Origin of the sequence: Aeromonas sp. FL131 (assembly GCF_049860615.1) — a bacterium.
Lineage (GTDB): Bacteria > Pseudomonadota > Gammaproteobacteria > Enterobacterales > Aeromonadaceae > Aeromonas > Aeromonas hydrophila.
Genome location: NZ_CP187595.1, coordinates 3,315,167 through 3,340,374, shown reverse-complemented (window position 1 = coordinate 3,340,374; position 25,208 = coordinate 3,315,167). Strand labels below are relative to the sequence as shown.

At 62.8% G+C, this 25,208-nt stretch carries 19 protein-coding genes; 7 read left to right on the top strand and 12 right to left on the bottom strand.

The genetic code is table 11. The annotated features are described in order from the left end of the window. Positions 1-56 precede the first annotated feature (56 nt). Genes ACPW75_RS15425 through ACPW75_RS15415 form a run of 3 tightly spaced genes read right to left on the bottom strand, consistent with a single transcriptional unit; the run spans position 57 to position 4,355 of the window. Positions 57-863, bottom strand: coding sequence for a phosphoadenylyl-sulfate reductase (locus ACPW75_RS15425; protein ID WP_077095645.1), 807 nt, complete (start codon positions 861-863; stop codon positions 57-59). Further along, on the bottom strand, positions 853-2,565 hold the full coding sequence (cysI, locus tag ACPW75_RS15420) for an assimilatory sulfite reductase (NADPH) hemoprotein subunit (RefSeq protein WP_077095644.1): 1,713 nt from the start codon (positions 2,563-2,565) through the stop codon (positions 853-855). The genes ACPW75_RS15425 and cysI overlap by 11 nt, the downstream gene beginning before the upstream one ends. Beyond that, entirely contained in the window at positions 2,565-4,355 is a 1,791-nt protein-coding gene (locus ACPW75_RS15415) for an assimilatory sulfite reductase (NADPH) flavoprotein subunit (protein WP_179101342.1), read from the bottom strand. The genes cysI and ACPW75_RS15415 overlap by 1 nt, the downstream gene beginning before the upstream one ends. A 198-nt stretch (positions 4,356-4,553) precedes the next feature. On the opposite strand from ACPW75_RS15415, the gene ACPW75_RS15410 reads away from it, so the two are divergent. Continuing rightward, positions 4,554-5,360, top strand: coding sequence for a PhzF family phenazine biosynthesis protein (locus ACPW75_RS15410; protein WP_077095642.1), 807 nt, complete (start codon positions 4,554-4,556; stop codon positions 5,358-5,360). Positions 5,361-5,490: 130 nt separating this feature from the next. Here the strand turns inward: ACPW75_RS15410 and lysS are convergent, their stop codons facing one another. Both lysS and prfB read right to left on the bottom strand, forming a co-directional pair. Then, a complete protein-coding gene (gene lysS, locus ACPW75_RS15405; protein WP_011707134.1) occupies positions 5,491-7,026 on the bottom strand; it encodes a lysine--tRNA ligase in 1,536 nt (511 codons plus the stop codon). A 24-nt stretch (positions 7,027-7,050) separates the two neighbouring features. Next, positions 7,051-8,149 (bottom strand): peptide chain release factor 2 gene (gene prfB / locus ACPW75_RS15400; protein ID WP_011707133.1). Its coding sequence is split into 2 segments (ribosomal slippage): positions 7,051-8,073 and positions 8,075-8,149, totalling 1,098 coding nucleotides; the frame shifts between segments, so codons are not numbered across the junction. Positions 8,150-8,402: 253 nt separating this feature from the next. Here prfB and ACPW75_RS15395 point away from each other — a divergent pair. Further along, on the top strand, positions 8,403-10,274 hold the full coding sequence (locus tag ACPW75_RS15395; RefSeq protein WP_011707132.1) for a methyl-accepting chemotaxis protein: 1,872 nt from the start codon (positions 8,403-8,405) through the stop codon (positions 10,272-10,274). 185 nt (positions 10,275-10,459) lie between these two features. Here ACPW75_RS15395 and gltS read toward each other — a convergent pair whose 3' ends face one another. Next, the gene (gltS, locus tag ACPW75_RS15390) at positions 10,460-11,659 is read right to left on the bottom strand and encodes a sodium/glutamate symporter (protein ID WP_016351764.1); all 1,200 of its coding nucleotides are present in this window, start codon (positions 11,657-11,659) and stop codon (positions 10,460-10,462) included. 514 nt (positions 11,660-12,173) lie between these two features. Between gltS and ansA the strand changes: the two genes are divergently transcribed. Further along, positions 12,174-13,181, top strand: a complete 1,008-nt coding sequence (gene ansA, locus ACPW75_RS15385) for an asparaginase (RefSeq protein ID WP_077095641.1) — start codon at positions 12,174-12,176, stop codon at positions 13,179-13,181. Between the two features lie 240 nt (positions 13,182-13,421). Here ansA and ACPW75_RS15380 read toward each other — a convergent pair whose 3' ends face one another. Continuing rightward, positions 13,422-13,715, bottom strand: coding sequence for a YeaC family protein (locus ACPW75_RS15380; protein ID WP_011707127.1), 294 nt, complete (start codon positions 13,713-13,715; stop codon positions 13,422-13,424). A 40-nt stretch (positions 13,716-13,755) separates the two neighbouring features. Then, entirely contained in the window at positions 13,756-15,186 is a 1,431-nt protein-coding gene (locus ACPW75_RS15375; RefSeq protein ID WP_077095640.1) for a glyceraldehyde-3-phosphate dehydrogenase, read from the bottom strand. Between the two features lie 197 nt (positions 15,187-15,383). Between ACPW75_RS15375 and ACPW75_RS15370 the strand changes: the two genes are divergently transcribed. Beyond that, positions 15,384-16,184, top strand: a complete 801-nt coding sequence (locus tag ACPW75_RS15370; RefSeq protein ID WP_077095639.1) for a DUF2989 domain-containing protein — start codon at positions 15,384-15,386, stop codon at positions 16,182-16,184. Positions 16,185-16,190: 6 nt separating this feature from the next. Then, a complete protein-coding gene (locus ACPW75_RS15365; RefSeq protein WP_016351759.1) occupies positions 16,191-16,748 on the top strand; it encodes an NUDIX domain-containing protein in 558 nt (185 codons plus the stop codon). A 64-nt stretch (positions 16,749-16,812) separates the two neighbouring features. On the opposite strand, the gene sppA is transcribed toward ACPW75_RS15365, so the two are convergent. Then, on the bottom strand, positions 16,813-18,657 hold the full coding sequence (gene sppA / locus ACPW75_RS15360; RefSeq protein WP_043162024.1) for a signal peptide peptidase SppA: 1,845 nt from the start codon (positions 18,655-18,657) through the stop codon (positions 16,813-16,815). A gap of 310 nt (positions 18,658-18,967) precedes the next feature. Here sppA and ACPW75_RS15355 point away from each other — a divergent pair, with 310 nt between their 5' ends. Together ACPW75_RS15355 and ACPW75_RS15350 are read left to right on the top strand one after the other, a co-directional pair. Next, positions 18,968-20,983, top strand: a complete 2,016-nt coding sequence (locus ACPW75_RS15355; RefSeq protein ID WP_077095683.1) for an NADPH-dependent 2,4-dienoyl-CoA reductase — start codon at positions 18,968-18,970, stop codon at positions 20,981-20,983. A gap of 105 nt (positions 20,984-21,088) precedes the next feature. After that, the gene (locus tag ACPW75_RS15350) at positions 21,089-21,637 is read left to right on the top strand and encodes an NAD(P)H nitroreductase (RefSeq protein WP_077095638.1); all 549 of its coding nucleotides are present in this window, start codon (positions 21,089-21,091) and stop codon (positions 21,635-21,637) included. A gap of 468 nt (positions 21,638-22,105) precedes the next feature. Here ACPW75_RS15350 and ACPW75_RS15345 read toward each other — a convergent pair whose 3' ends face one another. The 3 genes from ACPW75_RS15345 to prmA form a co-directional block, all read right to left on the bottom strand. Then, entirely contained in the window at positions 22,106-22,669 is a 564-nt protein-coding gene (locus ACPW75_RS15345; protein ID WP_077095637.1) for a sugar O-acetyltransferase, read from the bottom strand. 73 nt (positions 22,670-22,742) lie between these two features. After that, positions 22,743-23,720 (bottom strand): D-2-hydroxyacid dehydrogenase family protein, encoded by a 978-nt coding sequence (locus ACPW75_RS15340; protein ID WP_077095636.1) that lies wholly within the window; start codon positions 23,718-23,720, stop codon positions 22,743-22,745. A 199-nt stretch (positions 23,721-23,919) separates the two neighbouring features. Further along, a complete protein-coding gene (gene prmA / locus ACPW75_RS15335) occupies positions 23,920-24,798 on the bottom strand; it encodes a 50S ribosomal protein L11 methyltransferase (RefSeq protein WP_010675412.1) in 879 nt (292 codons plus the stop codon). Positions 24,799-25,208: the final 410 nt, after the last annotated feature.

The following is a 25,208-nucleotide window of genomic DNA, read 5'->3' as shown; positions in this document are numbered from 1 at the left end:
ACGCCCGGCAGTTGCCGGGCGTTTTTTATGGAGGCCGTGCGGGTGGACCCTCTGGCTCAGATGCCGGAGCCGTCGTTCTCGCCGTTCTCCTCGTGCAGGCCGCATTCGCGCTTGAGGCCGAAGAAGCGGGTCTGCTCCTCGCTCATGCCGGGCTCCCACTTGGTGGTGGTGTGCACGTCGCCCACCGACAGGTAGCCCTGCTCCCACAGCGGGTGGTAGGGCAGGTCGAACTCCTTGAAGTAGTAGAAGACGTCCTTGTTGCTCCAGTCGATCACCGGCAGGAACTTGAAGCGGCCGCGCTGGATGGCCAGCACCGGCAGCTTGCCCCGGCTGCCGGATTGCTCCCGGCGCAGGCCCGAGAACCAGGTGCGGGCACCCAGCTCGTTCAGGGCGCGGTCCATCGGCTCTACCTTGTTGAGCTGGTTGTAGCGGGTGATCCCCTCTACCCCCTGCTCCCACAGGAGGCCGAAGCGGGCCTCCTGCCAGGCCGGACTGAGCTCGGCCCGGTAGATTTTGAGGTTGAGGGCGAGCCGCTCGGTCAGCTCGTCGATGAAGCGGTAGGTCTCGGGGAACAGATAACCGGTATCGGTCAGCACTACCGGCACGTCGGCCCGCTCGCGGCTCATCAGGTGCAGCATCAGCGCCGCCTGGATGCCGAAGCTCGATGACAGCACGTGCTCCCCCGGCAGGTTGGCCAGCGCCCAGCGCACCCGCTCGGGGGCGCCCATGGCATCCAGCTGCCGGTTGAGGGGGGCCAGCGCCTCGACCTGCTCCTCGCGACTCAAGGCCAGCAGGGCGTCGAGGTCGAGCCGGCCGTCGGCGGTGCGCGCCAGCCGCTCTGTATCGGTCTGATCAGGCTGCATAGAAGTCCTTCGCGGAGTCGATGACCGGGGCTATGATGCCGGCGCGGATGACGAAGTCGCCGAAGCACTCGCCCGCGGTGCGATCCTTGGCCCAGCGGCCGATCAGGGCATCTAGCTCGGCCAGGATCTGCGGCTCGGTGATGTTCTCCAGGTGCAGGCGCGGGATGCGGGTTCCCTCGAGGTTGCCACCCAGGTGCAGGTTGTAGCGTCCCGGCGCCTTGCCCACCAGACCCACCTCCGCCAGCATGGCGCGGCCGCAGCCGTTGGGGCAGCCGGTGACCCGGAAGATGATGGCGTCATCGGCCAGGCCGTGCTTGGCCAGCAGCCCCTCGATGTCGGTGACGAAAGCGGGCAGCATGCGCTCGGCCTCGGCCATCGCTAGCGGGCAGGTGGGCAGGGCCACGCAGGCCATGGACTGCTTGCGCTGTTCGCTCACGCCGTCATCCAGCAGGCCGTACTGGCGTGCCAGCGCTTCGATGCGGGCCTTCTCGCCGGCAGGTACGCCTGCGATGATCAGGTTCTGGTTGGCGGTGAGACGGAAATCCCCCTGGTGCACCTTGGCAATTTCCAGCATGCCGGTCTTGAGGGGCTTGCCTGGGAAGTCCAGCAGACGGCCGCTCTCGATAAACAGGGTGAGGTGGTGTTTGCCGTCGATCCCCTCAACCCAACCGAAGCGATCGCCACGGCTGGTGAACTCATAGGGGCGTACCGGCCCGAATGGGATGCCGGCGCGGCTCTCCACCTCGGCCTTGAAGGCCTCGACGCCGACGCGCTCGAGGGTGTACTTGGTCTTGGCGTTCTTGCGGTTGACCCGGTTGCCCCAGTCACGCTGGGTGCTGACCACGGCGGCCGCCACTTCCAGCACGTGGGAGAGCGGCACGAAGCCGAAATCGCTCGCCTTGCGCGGGTAAGTGCTGGTGTCGCCGTGGGTCATGGCCAGACCCCCGCCCACCAGCACGTTGAAGCCCACCAGCTTGCCGTGATCACTGATGGCCACGAAGTTGAGATCGTTGGCGTGGATGTCCACGTCGTTGTGGGGCGGGATCACCACAGTGGTCTTGAACTTGCGCGGCAGGTAGTTGGAACCCAGGATCGGCTCTTCGTCACCCCCCAGCTTCTCGCCGTCCAGCCAGATCTCCACGTAGGCGCGGGTCTTGGGCAGCAGGTGCTCGGAGATCTTCTTGGCCCACTCGTAGGCCTCCTGATGCAGCTCGGACTCCACCGGGTTGCTGGTGCAGAGCACGTTGCGGTTCACGTCGCCAGCGGTGGCTATGCTGTCGATGCCGGTGCTGTTGAGGGTCTGGTGCATCATCTTGATGTCGCGCTTGAGCACCCCGTGGAACTGGAAGGTCTGGCGGGTAGTCAGGCGGATGCTGCCGTACAGGCTGTGATCCTCGGCGAACTTGTCGATCACCTGCCACTGGGCCGGGGTGATGATGCCGCCGGGCAGGCGGGCGCGCAGCATGACGTTGTGCAGCGGCTCCAGCTTCTGGGCGGTGCGCTCCGGACGGATGTCGCGGTCATCCTGCTGGTACATGCCGTGAAAGCGGATCAGCTGGAAGTTGTCGCCGTTGAAGCCGCCGGTGAGCGGATCTGTGAGATCCTGCGCTATGGTGCCGCGCAGGTGATCGCTCTCGCGTTTCAGACGTTCGTTGTCGGCCAGCGGTCCTTCCACCGGTCCCGGAATCACTTGTTTGCTCATCAATAGACATCCCTTTGATAACGTTTGGCACGACGCAATTCGCTCAAATACTCTTCTGCTTCCTCACGGCTCTTGTGGCCATGTTCCGCAATCACATCCAGCAGGGCTTCCTGCACATCTTTCGCCATCTGGTTGGCATCGCCGCACACATAGAAGTGAGCGCCTGCTTCCAGCCACTGGTAGAGCTCCTGGCCCGCTTCCCGCAGGCGGTGCTGTACGTAGACCTTCTCGGCCTGATCCCGGCTGAAGGCCAGCGAGATCTTGCTGAGCAGCCCGCTCTTTACATAACGCTGCCACTCCACCTGATAGAGGAAATCCTGGGTGAAGTGCGGGTTGCCGAAGAACAGCCAGTTGTTGCCTTCGGCCCCCTGGGCCTCGCGCTCCTGCAGGAAGGCGCGAAACGGGGCTATGCCGGTACCCGGGCCCACCATGATGACGGGGGTGTCGGGGTTTGACGGCAGGCGGAAGTTGTCGTTGTGCTCGACGAATACCCGTACCTCGGCATCTTCGGCCAGCCTGTCCGCCAGGTAGGAGGAGGCGGCGCCGCTGCGCACCGTGCCATCTTCCTGCGGGTAGCGCACCACGCCGACGGTCAGGTGCACCTCCTCTTCCACCTCGCTCTGGCTGGAGGCGATGGAGTAGAGGCGCGGGGTGAGCGGGCGCAGCAGGCCCAGCAGCTGTTCGGCAGTGAGCGCGGTCGGGAAGCGTTTCAGTACATCCACCACCTGGGCAGAGGCCACCAGCGCGTTGACCTGGGCCTTGTCGCCAGCCAGATCTTTGAGCGCCGCGTTGCCCGAGATCTCGGCAAGACCGGTGATGAAGCCGCCGTGCAAGCGGGTCAGCTCCAGCTCGCGGCTGAGCACTTCACGCAGGCTGCCGCGGGCGGTGGCCTCGTCGCCGGAGAGACCGGCCAGCGCCAGTATCTCGTTCACCAGTGCGGGGTCGTTGTCAAACCAGATGCCGAGGGCATCGCCCGGCTGGTAGCGGAGGCCGGACTCTTCAAGGCTGATCTCGATGTGGCGGATATCCTTGGTCGAGTCGCGGCCGGTGATCTTCTGATTGACCGAGAGTCTGGCCGGGAAGGGGTTCTCCTTGCTGTACTGGCTGTGGCCGACCGCCTGCTGTACCGCACTGGCCACGCTGCTGCCGGCGGGACCGGCGGAGAGGGTGGCGGCGATGGCATTGAGCGCCTGTTCACCCCACGCCTTGGCGGCATCCTGATAATCCACGTCCAGGCTGGCGAGTTCATGCACCCGATCGGCGCCGGCCTTGGTCAGCAGGCTGTCAAAGTCCTTGCCGGTCTGGCAGAAGAATTCATAGGAGCTGTCACCCAGCCCCAGCACGGCGAACTTGAGCCCTTCCAGCTTGCCGACCTTGCCCTTCTTGAGCTGCTCGAACAGATCGACTGCGCTCTCCGGCGGTTCACCCTCCCCGTAAGTGCTCACTACCACCAGCAGATGGGTCTCTTTCTTGAGCTGCTTGGGTTTGTAGTCCGCCATGGAGGTGAGGGTCACCGGCAGGCCACGGGCCTCGGCCTGCGCCTTGATGGCGCTGGCCACGCCCTTGGCGTTGCCGGTCTGGGAGCCGTAGAGAATGGTCAGATTGCCGCTGGGGGCAGTAGCGGCTGCGCCGGTCACGGCAGGCTGGCTGCCTGCCTGGGAGAGACCGTAGAGATAACCGCTGACCCAGGCCAGTTGCTGGGTGTTGAGGGTCGATAGCGCCTGACTCAGCTGTCGCTGCTGCTCGTCGGAGAGGGGAGTCAGGTTGGTCAGGGAGTCCTTCAATTGCATCACACACGTCTTCCATGGTCTGATTTTTGGTCAGGTTAAGGGGTGTGATGGATAACAACAAAGAATAAAAATGTCTTTTTTATTCTATTACTGCATTAAAACGGTGATGGAGAGGGGCGCAAAGCGACTCAGGTCGACAGGACTCTCATGGTATAAAGGGCGATGAATGAACCCGTATTACCCACACAGGAAGCGTGAATGTCGACCATCAGCTTGTTTCATGTCAATGCCTTCAGCCGGCAGCCCTTTGGCGGCAACCCGGCGGTAGTGGCGCTGGGGCCGAGCCAGCCGGATGTCACCCTGCTGGCCATGGCGGCCGAGTTCAACCTGTCGGAGACTGCCTTTCTGGTGCCCCTTGGCCATGCCCGCTACCAGTTGCGCTGGTTCACTCCCGAGCTGGAAGTGGATCTCTGTGGTCACGGCACCCTAGCGGCGGCACACGTACTGTGGCAGACGGGGGCGGTGGCAGAGGATGAGGTTATCCACTTCGAGACCCGCAGCGGCGAGCTGCTGGCCCGGCGCGAAGGGGAGTGGATCTGGCTTGATTTCCCGCGCATTGCCCCGGCGCCGCTCGAGCTGGATCCGGCCTATGCGGCGGCGGTTGGTTGCCAGCCGCTGCAAATCCTGGCGGCCGGCGCCAAGTTCTTGCTGGCGCTGGCCAGCGAGGAGGAGGTTCGTGCGCTCACCCCAGATTTTCACGCTCTGCGTGCGCTGCCCGGTCGCGGCCTGATGGTGACGGCGCCCTCGAGCGACCCGGACCATGACTTCGTCTCCCGCTACTTCGCCCCCTGGGTCGGGGTGGAAGAGGATCCGGTGACCGGCTCCAACCACTGCGCCCTGGTGCCCTTCTGGGCCGAGCGGCTCGGCAAACGGCAACTGCGGGCCCGTCAGATCTCGGCCCGCGGTGGCGAGCTGCGACTAGCACTGCAGGAGAATCAGGTGCTGATGGCGGGTCAGGCCGTCACCTTGTGGCAGGGGGAGTGGCTGCTGTCAGTGGCCTCATAAGCGGCAAGCTGGCGGCGTCTTGAAGGTTCGTCACCGGCTTGTGCCCACCATAAAAAACGCCCCGCGGTTGCAGGGCGTTTTGATTGTCATGGACGGCAGCTGTGCAGCTGCGGCCCTGTTTCTTCGGCTCTTACTTTTGTGGACGCAAGGCCGGGAACAGGATGACGTCGCGGATGGTGTGGCTGTTGGTGAACAGCATCACCAGACGGTCGATACCGATACCCTGACCGGCAGTCGGCGGCAGACCGTGTTCCAGCGCGGTCACGAAGTCGGCGTCGTAGAACATGGCTTCGTCATCGCCTGCGGCTTTCTGGTCAACCTGAGCCTGGAAGCGTTCGGCCTGATCTTCCGCATCGTTCAGCTCGGAGAAGCCGTTGGCCAGCTCGCGGCCGCCGATGAAGAATTCGAAGCGGTCGGTGACGTCCGGGTTCTGGTCGTTGCGACGGGCCAGCGGGGAAACGGCGGCCGGGTACTCGGTGATGAAGGTCGGTTGCAGCAGCATGTGTTCCACGGTCTCTTCGAAGATCGCGGTGATCACGTGGCCCAGTTCCCAGCTCTTCATCAGCTCGATGTGCAGGCGTTTGGCGACGGCGGTGGCCTTCTCCAGGGTCGCCAGATCGTCACGGGTCACATCCGGGTTGTACTTCAGGATGGAGTCAACCATGGAGAGACGCTGGAACGGCTGACCGAAATCGATGGTCAGGCCCTCTTCGCCCTCTTTGGCGTAACGGATCTTGGTGTCGCCCAGGATGTCTTGCGCCAGGGTGCGCAGCATCTCTTCGGTGAGATCCATCAGATCGATGTAGTCGGCGTAGGCCATATAGAACTCGAGCATGGTGAACTCGGGGTTATGGCGAACAGAGATACCTTCGTTACGGAAGTTGCGGTTGATCTCGTACACACGCTCGAAACCACCGACCACCAGACGCTTCAGATAGAGTTCCGGAGCAATACGCAGGTACATGTCGATGTCCAGCGCATTGTGGTGGGTGATGAACGGACGGGCAGAGGCGCCACCCGGGATGACCTGCATCATGGGGGTTTCCACTTCCATGAAGCGCTTGTCGTTCAGGAACTTGCGGATACCGGCCACGACCTTGGTACGGGTCACGAAGGTCTTGCGGGACTCTTCGTTGGCGATCAGATCCAGGTAACGCTGACGGCAGCGGGCTTCCTGGTCGGTCAGACCTTTGTGCTTCTCGGGCAGCGGGCGCAGGGCCTTGGTCAGCAGGCGAATGTCGGAGACATGAACGGAGAGTTCGCCTGTGTTGGTGCGGAACAGGGTACCTTCGACACCCACGATGTCGCCCAGATCCCACTTCTTGAACTGCTCGTTGTAGAAGCCTTCCGGCAGGTCGTCACGGGTGACGTAGACCTGGATCTTGCCAGCCATGTCCTGCAGGGTGGCGAAAGATGCCTTGCCCATGATCCGGCGGGTCATGATGCGACCGGCAATCTTCACCCGTTTACCCAGTGCGGCCAGTTCGTCGGCGCTCTTGTCACCAAACTCGGCGTGCAGATCGCCGGAGAGGCTGTCACGACGGAAGTCGTTGGGGAAGGGGTTGCCCTGGGCGCGCAAGGCGGCCAGCTTGGAACGACGCTCCTGCATCTCGTTGTTCAGATCGAGAGTTTGGTCGACTTCCGGAGTAGTGGTTTGTTCAGACATGGTGATTCCTGCTGTTCTGTTTTTTTACAGGCCTGATTTCAGGCTAGCTTCGATAAACTTGTCCAAGTCGCCGTCGAGTACCGCCTGGGTGTTGCGGGTTTCGACGCCGGTACGTAGATCCTTGATGCGCGCATCATCCAGCACATAGGAACGGATCTGGCTGCCCCAGCCGATATCGGACTTGGTCTCTTCGAGGGCTTGCTTCTCGGCATTCTGCTTCTGAATCTCCAGCTCGTAGAGCTTGGCTTTCAGCTGCTTCATACACTGATCTTTGTTTTTGTGCTGGGAACGATCGTTCTGGCACTGTACCACGACCCCAGTAGGAATGTGGGTAATACGTACCGCGGATTCGGTCCGGTTGACGTGCTGACCACCGGCGCCGGAGGCACGGTAGACGTCGATACGCAGGTCGGCCGGGTTGATCTCGATGTCGATGTCATCGTCGATCTCGGGGTAGACGAACACCGAGCAGAACGAGGTGTGGCGACGGCCACCGGAATCGAACGGGGATTTGCGCACCAGGCGGTGGACGCCGGTCTCGGTACGCAGCCAGCCGAAGGCATACTCACCGGTGAACTTGATGGTGGCGGACTTGATGCCGGCCACGTCGCCTTCGGAGCATTCGATGAGCTCGGGCTTGTAGCCGTGGGCATCGCCCCAGCGCAGGTACATGCGCAGGACCATGTTGGCCCAATCCTGCGCTTCGGTACCACCGGAGCCGGACTGGATGTCGATGTAGCAGTCGGAGGGGTCGTGCTGACCGGAGAACATGCGGCGGAACTCGAGATCCACCAGCTTGGTTTCCAGCACGTCGGCTTCGGCCACGGCTTCGTTGAAGGTGTCTTCGTCTTCACCTTCCACGGCCAGCTCGACCAGCATGGCCACGTCGTCGGCGCCCTGGGTCAGGGTGTCGATGGTGCCGACCACGTTTTCCAGCGCCACGCGCTCCTTGCCCAGCGCCTGTGCGCGCTCGGGTTCATTCCAGACGTCCGGCTGTTCCAGCTCGGCGTTGACCTCTTCTAGACGCTCTTTCTTGGCGTCATAGTCAAAGGTACCCCCTAAGCAGCTCGGTCCTCTCAGACAGCTCCTTAAGCTTGTTTAATACAGGATTGACTTCAAACATCGTGAAAACTCTCGGGGTCGATGTGATTTAAAAACGGGATATTCTAGCCAATTGTGGAAGGAATAAACAGGGTCGGCTGTCCTTGTGCGTGCCTCGTAGTCAATTTCTGGTGCAGTTTTCCCCAACTCGGTGGAAAATATCGCCCGCCGGCCCATTTTCCGGTTTAGTTTTGCGCCGACGGGTCGTTAATAACTACGCAGTGCTGTGCACTTTTTGGGAAATCCTGTTCCTGACCTCATAAGAAGAACGCATGATGAAAAACCTATCACTCAAGCAGAAGATACTGTTGTCGGTGGTGATCGCCCTGTCGCTGGTGATCCTGCTGCTCTCCTGGCAGAGCTATACCAGCCAGAAGTCCCTGTTGCTGCAAGGCAGTCAGGAACAGGTACAACGCCTCGGCAGCCAGCAGGCCGCCAGTGTCAGTGACTGGCTCGCGGCCCGTCGCGACGTGATTCAGGCGCTCGGCAACAAGGCCGGTGCCGAACCCCTCAACGCCCTGCAACAGGCGCAAGTCTCCGGTCGCTTCCAGCTCACCTATTTTGGCGAGAGCGGCGGCAAGATGAATGACTCCGATCCTTCCATCAACCGTGACGGTTACGATCCCCGCTCCCGTGGCTGGTATCAGGAAGCCATGAGCAAGGGCGGCCTGATCGTGACCAAACCCTATCTGGATGTGGCCTACAACATCATGGTGGTGACCCTGGCCCAGCCGGCTCAGGGCGGCGTGGTCGGCGGCGACCTCTCCATCGCCTCGCTGGTGGAAGACGTCACCAAGATGAAGCTGCCGGCCGACGGTTTCGCCATCATGATGCACAAGGATGGCACCGTCATAGCCTACAAGGACGCCGCCAAGGCGATGAAACCAGCCACCGAGATCGACAACGATCTGACCAATGCCCTGATCGAGCAGAGCAAGACCAGCAACAGTCTGGTGCCGGCCTACTTCGACAACGAAGGGCGCGACAAGCTGCTGTGGGCGGTGGACATCCCCGATACCGACTGGGAGCTGGTGCTGGTGCTGGACAAGGAGACCCTGGAGGCGCCGCTCTCTTCCCTGCTGATGACCCAGCTCGGCCTGGCCCTGCTGGTGCTGGTGGGCAGCATCCTCGCCATCTCCTGGCTGGTCAGCATGCTGCTCGGCCCGCTCAGCAAGGTCTCCCAGGCCTTGGCGCGCATCGCCGACGGTAACGGCGATCTGACCCAGCGCATCAAGATCGACACCAACGACGAAGTGGGTCAGCTGGCCAACAGCTTCAACCGCTTCGTCGGCAGCCAGCATCAGCTGATCGGCAATATCCGCAAGCTGGCCAACGAGCTGAACGCCGATGCCGAGCGCAGTCTGGTGACCAACCAGGCCGCCGTGGACGAGCTGCAGCGCCAGCAGCAGGAAGTGACCATGGTCGCCACCGCCGTCACCGAGATGGCGAGCGCCACCATGGAGATCGCCGGCAACGCCGAGAACACCGCCGCAGCGGCCCAGCAATCCGCCCAGAGCAGTGAGCAGGGCAAGATGCTGGTGAACCAGACCCGTCAATCCATCAACGGTCTGGCCGAGGAAGTGGGGCAGGCGACCGAGGTGATCGGCGAGCTGAGCCGCCACGCCCAGGCCATCTCCGGCATCCTCTCCACCATTCAGGGTATCGCCGAGCAGACCAACCTGCTGGCGCTGAACGCGGCCATCGAAGCGGCCCGCGCCGGTGAACAGGGTCGCGGTTTCGCGGTGGTGGCGGACGAGGTGCGGGTGCTGTCGCGCCGTACCCAGGACTCCACCCAGGAGATCCAGTCCACCATCGAGACCCTGCAGCAGACCACGGCCCGTGCGGTGAGCCTGATGCAGACCAGCCAGGGGCTGGCGGACAACAGCGTGAAAGACGCCGATGCCGCTGCCGCCGCGCTCGAAGAGATCACCCAGGCGGTGTCGCTCATCTCCGACATGGCAGGTCAGATCGCCACCGCCGCCGAGGAGCAGACCCAGGTGACCGGCGAGATCACCCAGAACACCACCGCTATCAAGGATGTGAGTGACGAGATCACCGCCGCCGCCATGCGCGATCTGGATCAGGCCGAGAGCCTCAAGGGCCGGGCCACCGACCTGAACCAGCAGGTCTCGACCTTTATCCTGTAAGTGTTTGAACGCGGCGAGCACGGCCGCCATGACAAAGCCCCGTACTCTGCCGAGTGCGGGGCTTTTTGTTTATGCGTCTCGCAGCGGGCAGCCATGAAGGGTGGGGTGTAGTGCCGCTGGCGAGCAGCAATGGCAGAGCCCACCAAGGGGTGGGCTCTGTTCATAGACGTCTGACGGGAAAGGAATTACAGGAAGGGCAGTGCCAGGAACAGCTTGATCACCATGGCGTTGATGATGTCGATGAAGAAGGCGCCCACCATGGGCACCACCAGAAACGCCAGGTGGGAGGGGCCGAAGCGCTGGGTGATGGCCTGCATGTTGGCAATGGCGGTGGGGGTGGCCCCCAGACCAAAACCACAGTGGCCTGCCGCCAGCACGGCCGCATCGTAGTTGCTGCCCATCACCCGGAAGGTGACGAAGATGGCGTAGAGTGCCATGGCCACGGTCTGGGCCGCCAGCAGGACGAAGATGGGCAGCGCCAGGTTGGCCAGATCCCACAGTCGCAGGCTCATCAGCGCCATCGCCAGGAACAGCGACAGGCTGACGTTGCCGAGCAGGGAGACTTCGCGGTCGCTCACTTCATGCCAGTTCAGCAGGGTCAGCACGTTGCGCAGCAGCACGCCGACGAACAGCACGCAGACGAACACCGGTAGCTCGAAGGCGCCGCCCTTGAGGTAGGCGGAGAGCATCTCTCCCCCCTTCAGGCTGATGGCGATCAGCGCCAGGGTCTCGATCAGGCTGAAGGTGGTGAGCGGGCGCTCCATGTCCGGCATCTCGAAGCCTTGCGGCGCGTCATCCCGGTTGTGCTCCTCGCCGGGTACTTTCACCTTTTTCACCAGATAGCGGGCGACCGGACCGCCGATGAGGCCGCCCAGCACCAGGCCGAAGGTGGCACAGGCGATGGCCAGTTCGGCGGCGGATTGCACCCCGTACTTCTCGGTAAAGGTGGCGCCCCAGGCTGCCCCGGTGCCGTGGCCGCCGGAGAGGGTGATGGAGCCAGCCAGCAGCCCCATGTGGGGATCCAGACCGAGCAGGGTCGCCAGACCCACGCCCAGGCTGTTCTGCACCAGCAGCAGACCGGTGACCACCAGCAGGAAGGTGAGCACCGCCTTGCCGCCGCGCTTGAGGCTGGCAAGATCGGCGGAGAGACCGATGGAGGCGAAGAACGCCAGCATCAGCGGGGTTTGCAGGCTGGTGTCGAACTGCAGCTCCATCTGCAGGGTGGAGCGCAGCAGCAGCAGCACCAGGGCGACCACCAGGCCGCCGGCAACCGGCTTGGGGATGTTGAAGGTTCGCAGCAGCCCGACTCGGGTCACCAGCAAACGACCGAGCAGCAACACCAGGGTGGCTGCGACCAGGGTGGCGTAGGAATCAAGTTGTAGCATTCAGTACTCCCATGTTGATTGGCTGTGTCTTTCGTTGATGCAGACTCACAGATTCAGCCGGGATAAAAACAGTGTGGCTCAGGTGCCAACAAAGAAGGGGCGACATGCCCCCGCCCCACGTAAAAATGGGACCAGTGCGGGCCTGAACGGATCAGGCTTCCAGATGAGATTTATGAAAAATCGAGCGGATAGTAGCAAAAAGCACCACTTATATCCACATTTGTCAGATAAATGGTCACTCTTGGTGTATCTTGTGACATTTAACACTATTGGGTTAGTCGCCGTTTAATACCGGCCGCAGGCCATTGTTTGGCTGTTATTTGGGGAGCCAGTCCCTATAATTCGGCGGTTTTAGGCCCGCCGGACGGCACTGGTGGGATGTGAGCCGGCGGCCCGGCGCGCTATCATGAGCGGGCTTTTGGCCCATGGCGAACGCGGCGGGCAGTCGATGCCGCCGTTTCGCCCCGGCTTAGCCACGATTCGCGGGTGTTGTGCCCATCAAAGAGGAGAGGGTGTGAAGAAGTCCATCTACATCGCCTACACAGGCGGCACCATAGGGATGCAGCGTTCCGACCACGGTTATGTGCCGATGGCGGGCTTCATGGAAGACTGTCTGGCGCGGATGCCCGAGTTCCATCGTCCCGAGATGCCGGATTACCATATTCACGAATATGCGCCCCTCATCGACTCTTCCGACATGACGCCGGCGGACTGGCAGCGCATCGCCGAGGATATTAAAGGCAACTACGACAAGTACGACGGTTTCGTCATTCTGCACGGCACCGACACCATGTCGTTCACCGCCTCGGCGCTCTCCTTCATGCTCGAAGATCTGCACAAGCCGGTGATCATCACCGGCTCCCAGATCCCGCTCGCCGAGCTGCGCTCCGACGGGCAGCAGAACCTGCTCAACGCCCTCTACATCGCGGCCAACTACCCGATCCACGAGGTGACGCTGTTCTTCAACAACCAGCTCTATCGCGGCAACCGCAGCAAGAAGGTGCACGCCGATGGCTTCCACGCTTTCGATTCCCCCAACTACCCGCCGCTGCTCAACGCCGGCATCGCCATCTCGCTGGAAGCGGGCGAGCTGGGCGTGCCGTCCGAGCGGCCGCTGGTGCTGCACGACATCACCCCCCAGCCCATCGGCGTGGTGACCCTCTACCCCGGCATCTCGGCCGAGGTGATCGCCAACATCCTGCAGCAGCCAGTGCGGGCGCTGATCCTGCTCTCGTTCGGGGTGGGCAATGCGCCGCAGAATCCGGCCATGCTGGCGCTGCTCTCCGAGGCGTCGGCCCGCGGCGTCATCATCGTCAACCTGAGCCAATGCCTGCACGGCAAGGTCAACATGGGGGGCTATGCCACCGGTAATGCCCTGTCCCGGGCCGGGGTCATCTCGGGCTTCGACATGACCGCCGAGGCGGCGCTCACCAAGCTGCACTTCCTGCTGAGCCAGGATCTGCCGGCGCCGCGCATCCGCGAGCTGATGCAGCTGTCGCTGCGTGGTGAGCTGACCCCCTGACTGGTTTCCCCCTCACCCTAACCCTCTCCCAGCGGGAGAGGGGATAGATCGAGGTGGCGAGGTTTGCCATGAAGATCGCCGGCAGGTGGCCCGCTTACTATTCACAGGTGCGAGCCTGCTCCCTTCTCCCCTGGCGGGAGAAGGGCCGGGGATGAGGGGGATATGTCAGGAAAAAGAGAAGGGAGCCATATTGGCTCCCCTCTCTGCTGTGGCCGCCGCGGGCGGCCTGGCGGGTCAGACTCAGTGGTTGAGGTCGACCCGCACTATCTCTTCCTCATCGCGATACTGACGCTTGAGCTCGCTCTTGCTCTTCATCACGATCTCGCCGTCACGACCGATGTTCATGTGCTCGGGGTTGTCGAGGTGCATCGCCTGCCAGGCCATCACCGCCTGCAGGGAAGTGGCCTTCTGCTCGTCGGTGAGCGGCTTGCCGTCCGGCCACTTGCCGAGCTCGACCGCCGTCTTGAGGCGCTCGTACACCTCTGCGGGCATCTGCCTGATTGCTTGTAGAAACTCACCTTGTTGAAACGACATCCGGCCTTCTCCTTGCACATTGAGCCATGACGAATCGGGATCAGGCCGGCAGATCCTGGCGAACTGCGCCAGCCATCTGCTCCATCACCCGCACTACCTGACAACTGTACCCGAACTCGTTGTCATACCATACGTAGAGCACGCAGTTATCCCCTTCGGCGATGGTGGCCTGGGAGTCGACGATGCCCGCAAAACGGGAGCCCACCATGTCGGAAGAGACCAGCTCGGTGCTGGCGCTGAAGTCGATCTGGCGATGCAGGGCCGAGCTCAGCGCCATCTGCTGCAGATAGGCGTTGAGGCTCTCCCGATCGGTGGTCTGTTCCAGCGACAGGTTGATGATGGCCAGTGAGACGTTGGGGGTGGGCACCCGGATGGCGTTGCCGGTCAGCTTGCCCTTGAGCTCGGGCAGCGCCTTGGCCACCGCCTTGGCGGCGCCGGTGCTGGTCATCACCATGTTGAGGGCTGCGCTGCGACCGCGTCGCTCGCCCTTGTGATAGTTGTCGATCAGGTTCTGGTCGTTGGTGTAGGAGTGGACCGTCTCCACGTGGCCGTGGCGGATGCCGTACTTGTCCTGCATCACCTTGAGCACCGGAGTGATGGCGTTGGTGGTGCAGGAGGCGGCGGAGATGATCTTGTCATCGGGACCTATCACCTCATGGTTGACCCCGAATACCACGTTCTTCATCTCCCCCTTGCCGGGAGCGGTCAGCAGCACCCGGGAGGCGCCGCGCGCCTTGAGGTGTTCAGACAGCCCCGCCTCGTCGCGCCAGACCCCGGTGTTGTCGACGATCAGCGCATCGTGAATGCCGTAGGCGGTGTAGTCGATGTCGGCCGGGCTGTTTGCATAGATCACCTGGATGAAGGTGCCATTGGCGATGATGGCGCTGCGTTCCACATCCACCTCGATGGAACCGTTGAAGGGGCCGTGCACCGAGTCGCGGCGCAGCAGGCTGGCACGCTTCTCCAGATCCCCGTCACGACCACCGCGTACCACGATGGCGCGCAGCCGCAGGGAGTTGGCGGCGCCGGTGCGCTCGATCAGCAGCCGGGCCAGCAGACGGCCGATGCGGCCAAAGCCGTACAGCACCACGTCGGTGGGGGCCGGCACGCCGCGACCCAGGGCCGGTGCCAGCTTGGCACGCAGGTAGTCGTCGATGCCAGCTTCATCCTGGTGATCCTGCCAGTAACCCACGGCCAGCTTGCCCAGATCGATCTCGGCGGCGGTCGGGTTCAGGGCCAGGATGGCTTGCAGCAGGGGAAAGCTCTGTTGGATCGGGAGGGGGGCTCCCTGGTGGCGGCGAACGACCCGGTGGGCCTTGAGGATATCGATGGTGGAGGCGTTTTGCAGCGGGCGGCCGTAGAGGGTGATCTCGATCCCCTGCTGGCGGTAGAGGCGACCGATCAAGGGTTGCATGGCTTCGGCGAGCTCCTGGCTCTCCTGCCACGCCTGCAGATAGTGCTCGTGGGTCATTAACCAGATCCTTTATTTCACGTTGTTGGGGCAAATAGAAATTCGTCGAATGCAGATCAGTGTAGGGGTGTATATTTCGTTATATTATTCTGCAGTCGCGGCCTTATACGGCGCGCGCATTGTAATGGATATGTAATCTGTTTGCTAGCCAAGGGTGGCCATGGCGGGCTGCAATTGTTACCAACAAGATATGAACCATGACCCCTTTTCCAGCTCGTTCCCTGTTGTTTGGCCTCTGTTGCGGCCTGTTGCTCACTGCCTGTGACGATGACAGGATCCACAACATCTGCGCCAATTACCCGGCCCTCTGTGAGGATCTGGTGGACGACGGCTGGTGTCGTTACGAGCGCAGCGACATCATCCGGGCCCGCTACTACCTGCAGGCGGAGGGGACGCAGCGGCGCCAGTACGAGTTGATGCGCAGCCTGGAGCGTTATCTCAAATGCGCCGAACGCTCCACCAACATCGAGTACAAGCGGGCCCGCGAGCAGAAGAGCCCGCGGGTGGAGGGGATGCTGGCGGCCGGCGAACAGCTGGCCCAGCTCGATGCCGCCACCCGCAACGCCAACGATCCCTACCTGCTGCTCTGGCACTGGACCAACAACACCAACGAGCTGGCTCGCCAGCAGTTTCTGGCGCTGGAGGGGCAACCCGTGCTGGAGGAGCCCGAGCTGCAACTGGCGCTCGGCGGCATCTATGCCAAGAGCGAGCCGCAAAAAGCCATCGCGCTGATGCAGCACGCCCTCTCCCTCTACCGGGAAGGGGATCAGGTCAACGGCCGGATCCTCACCTCCCTCAGCACCCTCTACATGGGCCAGAAGCAGTTCGGGCAGGCCTATCTGTGGGGCAAGGTGAGCGAGTCGTTCCAGAACGCGGCCGAGGTGTCGGCCACCCGTTTCAGCCTCTATCACTCCCTGAGCAAGCAAGAGCAGGAGAGCCTGGACAGCCAGGCCGCCACCCTGGTCGAACAACTGAAAAGCGGGACCTATCGTCCCTGAACCCTGATGAATCACATTGAATCTCTGGCCAGCGACTGGCCACACCCCTTCGACATCCGGCTTACCCACGGCCGGGTCAACACCGATGGCCGCCAGCTGGAGCGGGTCACCGTCAGGGCCGTCGTGCTGCGCGGCGATCAACTGCTGCTGGTGCACTCCCGGGTCAACGGCGATCTGATGTTTCCCGGTGGCGGCATCGAGCACGGGGAGTGTCATCGCACAGCCCTGGCGCGCGAGCTGCGCGAGGAGTGTGGCGCCGAGCTGGTGGCAGTCGGTGCCCTGCTCGGCGAGACGCGGGAGTACCGGCCGGCCCGCGAGGCTGACTACGACGCCTACTGCATCCGCTCCTTCTACTACCTCTGTCAGGTGGGGGAGGCGTGGTGCGAACCCCAGCCCCAGCCCTACGAGATAAGGCTCGGTTTCACCCCTGGCTGGTTCGAACTGGCCGAGGCGCTGCAGACCAACAAGACCCAGCTGGCGGGCCCTTGCCCCCAGTGGACGGTGCGGGAGACCCGGGTGCTGGCTGAGTTGCACCACTGGCACGAATCCGGCCTGCTGGCGTGACTCGGGCCCCTTGAGGCAGATGTAAAAAAACCGCCCCAAGGCGGTTTTTTGCGTTGGCTGCCGATCAGGGCGTACAGACCGGGCAGAGGGCGTAGGTGCCCTGCGGATCGTTGAAGCGGGTCAGCGGGTCCAGGCTGCGGTTTACCTCCACCAGCGCCTTGCCAAGCCCGGCCGGCAACCAGCTCTGCAGGTGGGAAGCCAGCACCTGGGCGCTGCTGTCGAACAGCTGGCGCAGGAACTTGTCTTTGGCCGACTCTTCCTGCTCGATGGGGGTGACCTGCCACTCCTTGAGGTTGGCCAGCTCGGCTGCCGCCTTGATGGCCGCCTCCTGATCGCCAAACTCGTCCACCAGTCCCAGCGCCTTGGCATCCTGACCGGTCCAGACCCGGCCCTCGGCCGCTTTCTCGGTCTCTTCCGGGCTCAGGCCACGGCCCTTGCTCACCAAGCCGACGAAACGCTGATAGGTATCTTCCACGCTCAGCTGGATCGCCTGACCGACGTGTTCCGGCAGGGCGCGGGTCAGGCCGACGCCGACATAGTCGGTGGTGCCGACACCGTCGGTGTGCACCCCGTACTGGGAGAGCGCCTTGTCGATGGTGGCGAACATGCCGAACACCCCGATGGAGCCGGTGAGGGTGGTGGGGGAGGCGAAGATCTTGTCTGCATCGGCGGAGATCCAGTAACCGCCGGAGGCGGCGTAGCTGCCCATGGAGATCACCACCGGCTTGCCGGCCTGCTTGAGGGCCAGCAGCTCGGCGCGGATCTGCTCGGCGGCGAAGGCGCTGCCGCCCGGGCTGTCGACCCGCAGCACCAGGGCTTTCACCTTGTCGTCGCGGCGGGCATCGGCCAGCAGGTCGGCGAGGCTGTCGCCGCCGATGGTGCCGGCAGGCTGAACGCCATCCATGATGGCGCCGCTGGCGACGATGAGGCCCACCTCATCCTTGCCGCTCTGGGGATACTGGCTCGGAATGGCGGCCAGGTACTCCTTGAGGCCTACGCCCTTCCAGCCGTGGTCATCGCTCTCGCCCACTTCCTTGATCACCGCCTGGGTCATCTCGTCGCGGGTCGCCAGCTGGTCCACCAGACCGTTGTCGAGGGCGTAGTTGGCGGCGTTGCCGCCGGCCTTGCGCAGCAGCTCGAGGAAGCGATCCTTGCCCGGTGCCACGGCGTCCGGTTCGATCTCCCGCTGCTCGGCCACGTCAGCCACATAGGATTGCCACAGCTGATCCAGCCAGCGCTGGTTCGCCTCCTTGCTCTCGGGGGACATCTCGTCGCGGGTATAGGGTTCGACGAAAGACTTGTAGGTGCCGACTTTGAACACGTGTGGGGTGATGTTGAGCTTCTCCAGCGCCGACTTGTAGTAGGTCTGGTAGACGCCGAGCCCCTCGATCACCACGGCGCCGCTCTGGTTGAGCAGCACGTGATCGGCGTGGGCGGCCAGCAGATATTGGCCCTGGGTGTAGAAGTCGGCCATGGCGATGACCGGCTTGCCGCTCTCCTTGAAGGCATCGATGGCGCTCGCCACCTCCTGCAGTTTGGAGAAGCTGGTGCCCTGCAGCCCCTGGGGCTTGATCACCAGCGCCTTGATGCGATCGTCATCCTTGGCACTTTTGATGGCCCACAGCAGATCGGAGAGGACGATCTCGCTGGGCAGCTCGTCGCTGTTGTCCACCTGGCGCAGCAGTTGCACGGTGGGATCGGTCTGCGAGCGCTGTTCCACCAGCACGCCGGAGAGATTGAGGGTGAGGGCCCCTTCGATGGGGGCGCTGGGCGCCTCTTTCTGGCTGACGCTGAAGACGATGATCAAGACCACGACGAGAAACAGCAGATTGACCAGCATCAGCCGGGTGAAATTGAGCAGGCGCCACAGGCTGCGAAACAGCCAACCCAGACCTTTGAAAATAGACATAGTCGCGTTATCGCCCTGTTAATGGGGAGGGAAGCGCCATTATTAACCAGTTGGCCGGTGAAATGCCATTTCCGCTTGGACAGGATCGGAGCCCGGTTGTTCGGAATACGTCTGTTCGCCGAAAAATTGTCCAAACATTTGTTTGAAAAAGCATTTTCGATTCTTTACTCTAGCCTCGGTTTGATAACAAAAAATTAACTGGAGGCCCTGTGAGCCGCCCACCCATCCTGCCGTCGTGTTCCGGGCTTGAGTCCGGACGGTGGAGAATGGGCGTGGTGCCATCCAGCCCGGCCCCGACAAGGAGTTCATGATGAGCCGTTACCCGACCCTGCTGACCCCCCTCGATCTCGGCTTTACCCAGCTGCGCAACCGCGTGTTGATGGGATCCATGCACACCGGCCTCGAAGAGGAGAAGGGGGGCTTTGACAAGTTGGCCGCCTTTTATGGCGAGCGGGCCCGGGGCGGGGTCGGCCTCATCGTGACCGGCGGCATCGCCCCCAACCTGCGTGGCCGGCTGGTGCCCCACGGCTCCCAGCTGAGCTTTCCCTGGCAGGTGGCCAAGCACAAGAAGGTGACCAGTGCGGTGCATCAGGAGGGGGGCAAGATAGCGCTGCAGATCCTCCATGCCGGCCGCTACGCCTATCATCCGTTCAGCCTGGCGCCGAGCGCCCTCAAGGCCCCCATCTCTCCGTTCAAGCCGCGCGCCATGAGCGAGCGCCAGATCCTAGGCACCATCCGCGACTTCGCCGCCACCGCGCAACTGGCCAGGAGCGCGGGCTACGACGGGGTCGAGGTGATGGGCTCGGAAGGCTATCTCATTAATCAGTTCATCTGCGAGCGCACCAACAAGCGCACCGATGGCTGGGGTGGCAGCAGTGAAAACCGCATGCGCTTCCCGGTGGAGATTGTCCGCGCCATCCGCGAACGGGTCGGGCCGGACTTCATCATCATCTTCCGCCTCTCCATGCTGGATCTGGTGGAGCAGGGCTCCTCCCTTGAGGAAGTGATCGCCCTTGGCAAGGCGCTGGAACAGGTGGGGGTCACCCTCATCAACACCGGCATCGGCTGGCACGAGGCGCGCATTCCCACCATCGCCACCAGCGTGCCGCGCGGCGCCTTCAGCTGGGTGACCGCCGAGTTGAAAAAACACCTCAAGGTACCGCTTATCACCACCAACCGCATCAACACCCCCGAGGTGGCCGAGCGCATTCTGGCGGGCGGTGAGGCGGATATGGTCTCCATGGCGCGCCCCTTCCTGGCGGACCCCGAATTTGTCATCAAGGCCGCCGAGAACCGGGCGGACGAGATCAACACCTGCATCGCCTGCAACCAGGCTTGTCTTGACCACGTCTTCAAGCAGAAGCGGGCCTCCTGCCTGGTCAACCCGCGCGCCTGCTTCGAGACTGAGTTGACGTTTGGTCGGGTGCCCCAGCCCAAGAAGCTGGCGGTGGTGGGCGCAGGCCCCGCCGGGCTGGCGTTTGCCTGTTATGCCGCCGAGCGCGGCCATCAGGTGAGCCTGTTCGATCAGGCCAGCGAGATTGGCGGCCAGTTCAACTTCGCCAAGCAGATCCCGGGCAAGGAGGAGTTTCACGAAACCCTGCGCTACTTTGCCAAGCGGCTGGAGAAGTGCGGCGTCGAGCTCTATCTGGGCCAGCGCCAGAGTGCCGAGAGCCTCTTGGGCGGCGGCTTTGACGAGGTGATCCTCGCCACCGGCATCCGCCCGCGCACCCCAAACATTCCGGGTATCGAGCATGCCAAGGTGATGAGCTACCTCGATGTCTTGCGGGATCACAAACCGGTGGGCGAGAAGGTGGCGGTGATCGGCGCCGGCGGCATCGGCTTTGACGTGGCCGAATACCTGGTAGAGGGCAAGGGGGATCGCAGTCGCGATCACTGGCTCAAGGAGTGGGGCATCGACAAGCAGCTCGGCGAGCGCGGCGGCCTGATGGCCCCGGTGATCGACGCCCCCGAGCGCCAGGTCTGGCTGCTGCAGCGCAAGGAGAGCAAGGTGGGTGACGGCCTGGGCAAGACCACCGGCTGGATCCACCGCACCGTGCTCAAGAACCGCAAGGTGGAGATGCTCTCCGGCGTGCAGTATCTGCGCATCGACGATGAAGGGCTTCACATTCAGGTGGGCGAACAGCAGCAATGTCTGCCGGTGGATCAGGTGATCATCTGCGCCGGCCAGGAGCCGCTCAAGGAGCTGCAGGCCGGTTTGCAGGCGGCGGGCAAGCCGGTACACATCATCGGCGGAGCCGACGTGGCCGCCGAGCTGGATGCCAAGCGGGCGATCCGACAGGGCGCCGAACTGGCGGCGGTCATCTAATCTCTCCCCGCCATCATGAATGAGATAAACCCCTGAGCATCAGGGGTTTTCTTCATTCGGCGCTGTGCTAAGGTAGCGCCATCATTGCCCAAGAAGGAATTGCCCATGGATGCCCTCACCCTGCTGCTCAACCGCCACTCCTGTGGCCGTCTCGCCGATCCCGCTCCTGCTGGCGAGGTGCTCGACAATATTTTGAAGGCGGGGCTGCGCGCGCCGGATCACGGCACCCTGACTCCCTGGCAGTTCATTCTGTTTGAAGGGGAAGGCCGCGAGCGGCTGGGCAAGCTGCTGGCCGAGGCGGCCCGTGCTCGTGGCGAGGATGAAGAGAGCATCAAGAAGTGCAGCGAGGCGCCGCTGCGGGCACCGCTGGTCATCGCGGTGGCAACCCGTTATCAGGAGCACCCCAAGGTGCCGAAGCTGGAGCAGGAGCTCTCGGCCGGTTGCGCCCTGATGGCGATGCAGATGGCGGCACAGGCGCAGGGTTTCAACGGCATCTGGCGATCCGGCTGGTTCATTTTCGACGAGCAGATCAATGAAGGGTTGGGACTGACACCGGAGGATCAGCTGGTGGGCTTCCTCTACCTCGGTACCCCCATGCTGGAGGCCCGCAAGCTGCGCGAGCTGCCGGTGAGCGAGTTCGTGCGCCGCTTCTAGTCTGCCTTATTACCGGCAAGGCCCTGACTCGTCAGGGCTTTTTTGTTTCTGGTGGTGGGCTGTACTGATATTTGGAAGATTGCCAAGAGGGCGGCCGTGGCAGGCAGGGAATTTTTTAAATAGTGAGATGCCGTTCTCAATCCTGGTTTATTACGCTATGTAAAACGTTTGCGCCTCGTTAATATCCCTGTGCCAGTTTAGAAGGTGACCCCTTCTAATTTTCTGCGATGAGAGTCGCAATTCCGTAGCACCTTTTTACAGCCCAACGTCTTGATGACATTGGGCTTCATTTTTATGGGTGTTTTTCAGATGTCGGTTCCCTTAACTCCCTGATACCGGCAAACCCACCTTTTTACAGGCCATCATGGTCTTGATGGCGTTGGCCTTCATTTTTATGGGCGTTTTTTCAGATGCCAATCCCCTTAGCCGGCAAACCCACCTTTTACGGATGGTTCTCGGTATGTGTTGCTAGCTCACCTGCGCCTTGCCTTTGACGGGCAGCACGCGGGCCGGGTTGCCCACCACCCGGGCGCCGGCCGGCACGTCTTTGGTGACCACGGCTCCAGCACCCACGATGGCCTCCCGCCCTATGGTGACGCCGGGTAGCAGGATGGCGCCGCCGCCAATCCAGACCCTGTCCTCGATGGTGACCGGCAGTGCTGTCTCGACCCCCTGTGTCCGTTCATCGGCATCCAGCGCGTGGGCGGCGGTGTAGATCTGCACGTTCGGCCCAATCATTACCTCGGCGCCGATGCGAATGGGGGCGTTGTCCAGCAGGGTGGCCCCCATGTTGATGTAGCTGCGCTCGCCAAGGTGGATGTGGCGGCCATAGGTGCAGTAGAGGGGCGGGCAGATGAAGGCACCCTGGGCCAGCTCGCCGACGATCTGCTGCAGCAGCGCCAACTGTTCATCCTCCTCGTCGCTGCGATTGAAGTGGCGGTACAGACGGGCCGTCTCCCGGCGCAACAGATCCAGTTCCGGCGCCATGCAGTTGTAAGGCTGGCTGGCGATCATCTTGTCGTACTCGGTCATGGCGGCTCCTGTGGCTTGTCTTGGTGGCGCATGGGGTTTACATGTTAGCGGTCCGGCCGCCGGATAACCGTGATCAGCGGCCCGCTACGGGCAGCACCAGATTGGTCGGACTGCCCTCGGCAAAGGCAATCAGGTTGTCAAAGGCGGCCTGAAAGTAGAGCTGGTAGCTGTTGCGCTCCACATAGCCGAGATGAGGGGTGGCCAGCACATTGGGCAGGCGCAGCAAAGGCTCGCTTTGCGCCGTGGCAGGCTCTGCATCGAACACGTCGAGCGCTGCGCGCCGGGTGGGGTTGGCGGAGAGTTCAGCATAAAGGGCGCCCGGCTCGACAAGCTCCGCCCGACTGACGTTGACCAGCAGGGAGTCGGCCTTCATCCGCGCGAGATCGGCGCGGGTCACACTGCCACGGGTTGCCTCGTGCAGGCGCAGATGCAAAGAGAGGATGTCGGCGTCACGAAAGAAGGCCTCCTTGTCGGAGGCGCTGGCATGGCCATCCCGCTCGGCCTGCTGGCGGGAGCCCTCGCTGCCCCAGATCAGCACCGACATGCCAAAGGCCCGGCCGTAACCGGCCACCAGTCTGCCAATCTTGCCGTAGCCCCAGATGCCGAGCGTCAGCCCCTGCAAGGTACGGCCCAGCCCCAGGGTGCCGGATTGCTGCCACTGCCCCTGGGCGAGGGCATGGCAATAGGCCGGGAGGTGGCGGGAGGCAGCCATGATGAGCGCCCAGCAGAGCTCGGCGGGCGCCACCGGGCTGCCGATGCCTTCGGCGACGGCCACCCCGTGGCGTTGGCACAGGAGGGGGTCGATATGCTGGCTGATCTTGCCGGTCTGACTGATGAGCCGAAGGGAGGGGAGCCTGCGCAGCAATGCCTCGTCGATGCGGGTGCGCTCGCGGATCAGCACCAGCGCCTCCACCCCTGTCAGTTTGGCGGCAAGGCACTCGGGGTCAGGTTCGCTCTGGGTGAGGATGGTGACGTCGTGGCCCGCCAGGCGGGTAAAGCAGGGCAGATGACGCACCTGATCCTGATAGTCATCCAGTATGGCAATCCGCATAAGCACTCCGTGTCACAAGGGGGGCTGGCGGCCTATCCTACCGGAAACGGGGGAGTCTGTGTGGTCAAATGAGCACTGATTGCAGTGCGGGTATGGATGGTGCTGGTTGGCCGTACCAGAGAGGTGGCTGCTGCCGGCGGGTTGAAAACAGACGGGGCTCCCGTGTGGGAGCCCCGTTGGCAACGGCTGTGTCGATGACTTAGCCGAGTTTGCGGCCGGAAAGGCGGCACCACTCTTCCTTGACGGCGGTCGGGTCCATCTCGAACCACTGGCCGTAGATGGTCTCCAGCTCCGGCGCCTGGCTTTCCAGCACGCCGGAGAGGGCCATCAGGCTACCCGCCTTGCCGTGGCCAGCGATAAGCGGTGCCAGCTCGCGCAGCGGGCCGGCCAGGATGTTGGCGACCACCACGTCCGCTTCGACATCTTGCGGCTGATCCGCCGGCAGGTAGAGCTCGATCTGATCGGCGACGCCATTGCGCTCGGCGTTGTCACGGCTGGCCTGAATGGCCTGCGGGTCGATGTCGATGCCGATGACCCGGGCGGCGCCCAGTTTCAGGGCGGCGATGCCGAGGATGCCGGAGCCGCAGCCAAAGTCGACCACGGTTTTACCGGCCAGATCCAGCCCGTCCAGCCACTGCAGGCAGAGCGCCGTGGTGGGATGGGTACCGGTACCGAAGGCCAGACCCGGGTCCAGCATGACGTTGACCGCATCGGGGTTCGGCACGTCGCGCCAGCTCGGGCAGATCCAGAGCCGCTCGCCGAACTGCATGGGGTGGAAGTGATCCATCCACTCGCGCACCCAGTCCTTGTCTTCCAGCTGCTCCACCTTGTAGCCCACGTCTTCACCGAAGATCTGCTGGAAGAAGGCGATGGTGGGCGCCGGATCGGTTTCGGCGTCGAACAACCCCATTACTTCGGTCTCGCCCCACAGCGGGGTTTCACCCGGCATGGGTTCATAGACGGGCACATCCTTGGCATCCATAAAGGTCACCGCCTGGGCACCACGCCCCAGCAGCATGTTGCTCACCTTGTCTGCGGTCTTGGCAGTGGCGTTGATTCGAATTTGTATCCAGGGCATGGCGTCGACTCTTCATAAATGTGAAACCGCGGGATTCTATCATCATGGGCGTGTGCTGTCGTGGTTTGCCCATGCAGTGTGGTGGAGGATGGGGACTTTGCCGAGTTGGCACGGTTCATGTATTCCTCATTGGGTGACGGGAAGCAACCTGTTCCCGCTGAATGCTTTGCTCTAGGAAAGTTCCGTCATCTTTTTCAGCCACCTTCGGGTGGCTTTTTTTTGCCCGCAGAGTGGCCGGGGGCTGCATACCCCGCTGGCAGGGGGTAATGTGGCAAGTAAGCGGGGAGGCGGGCGGGATTGGCACACTAGCTGCAAAGATACAGAGGTCCTGCATAAGGATATGTGTGTGATTGTTACCCCAACGTTCAGGTATTTAGGGCCATCCCGGCGGGATGGCCCCTTTTTTTGGC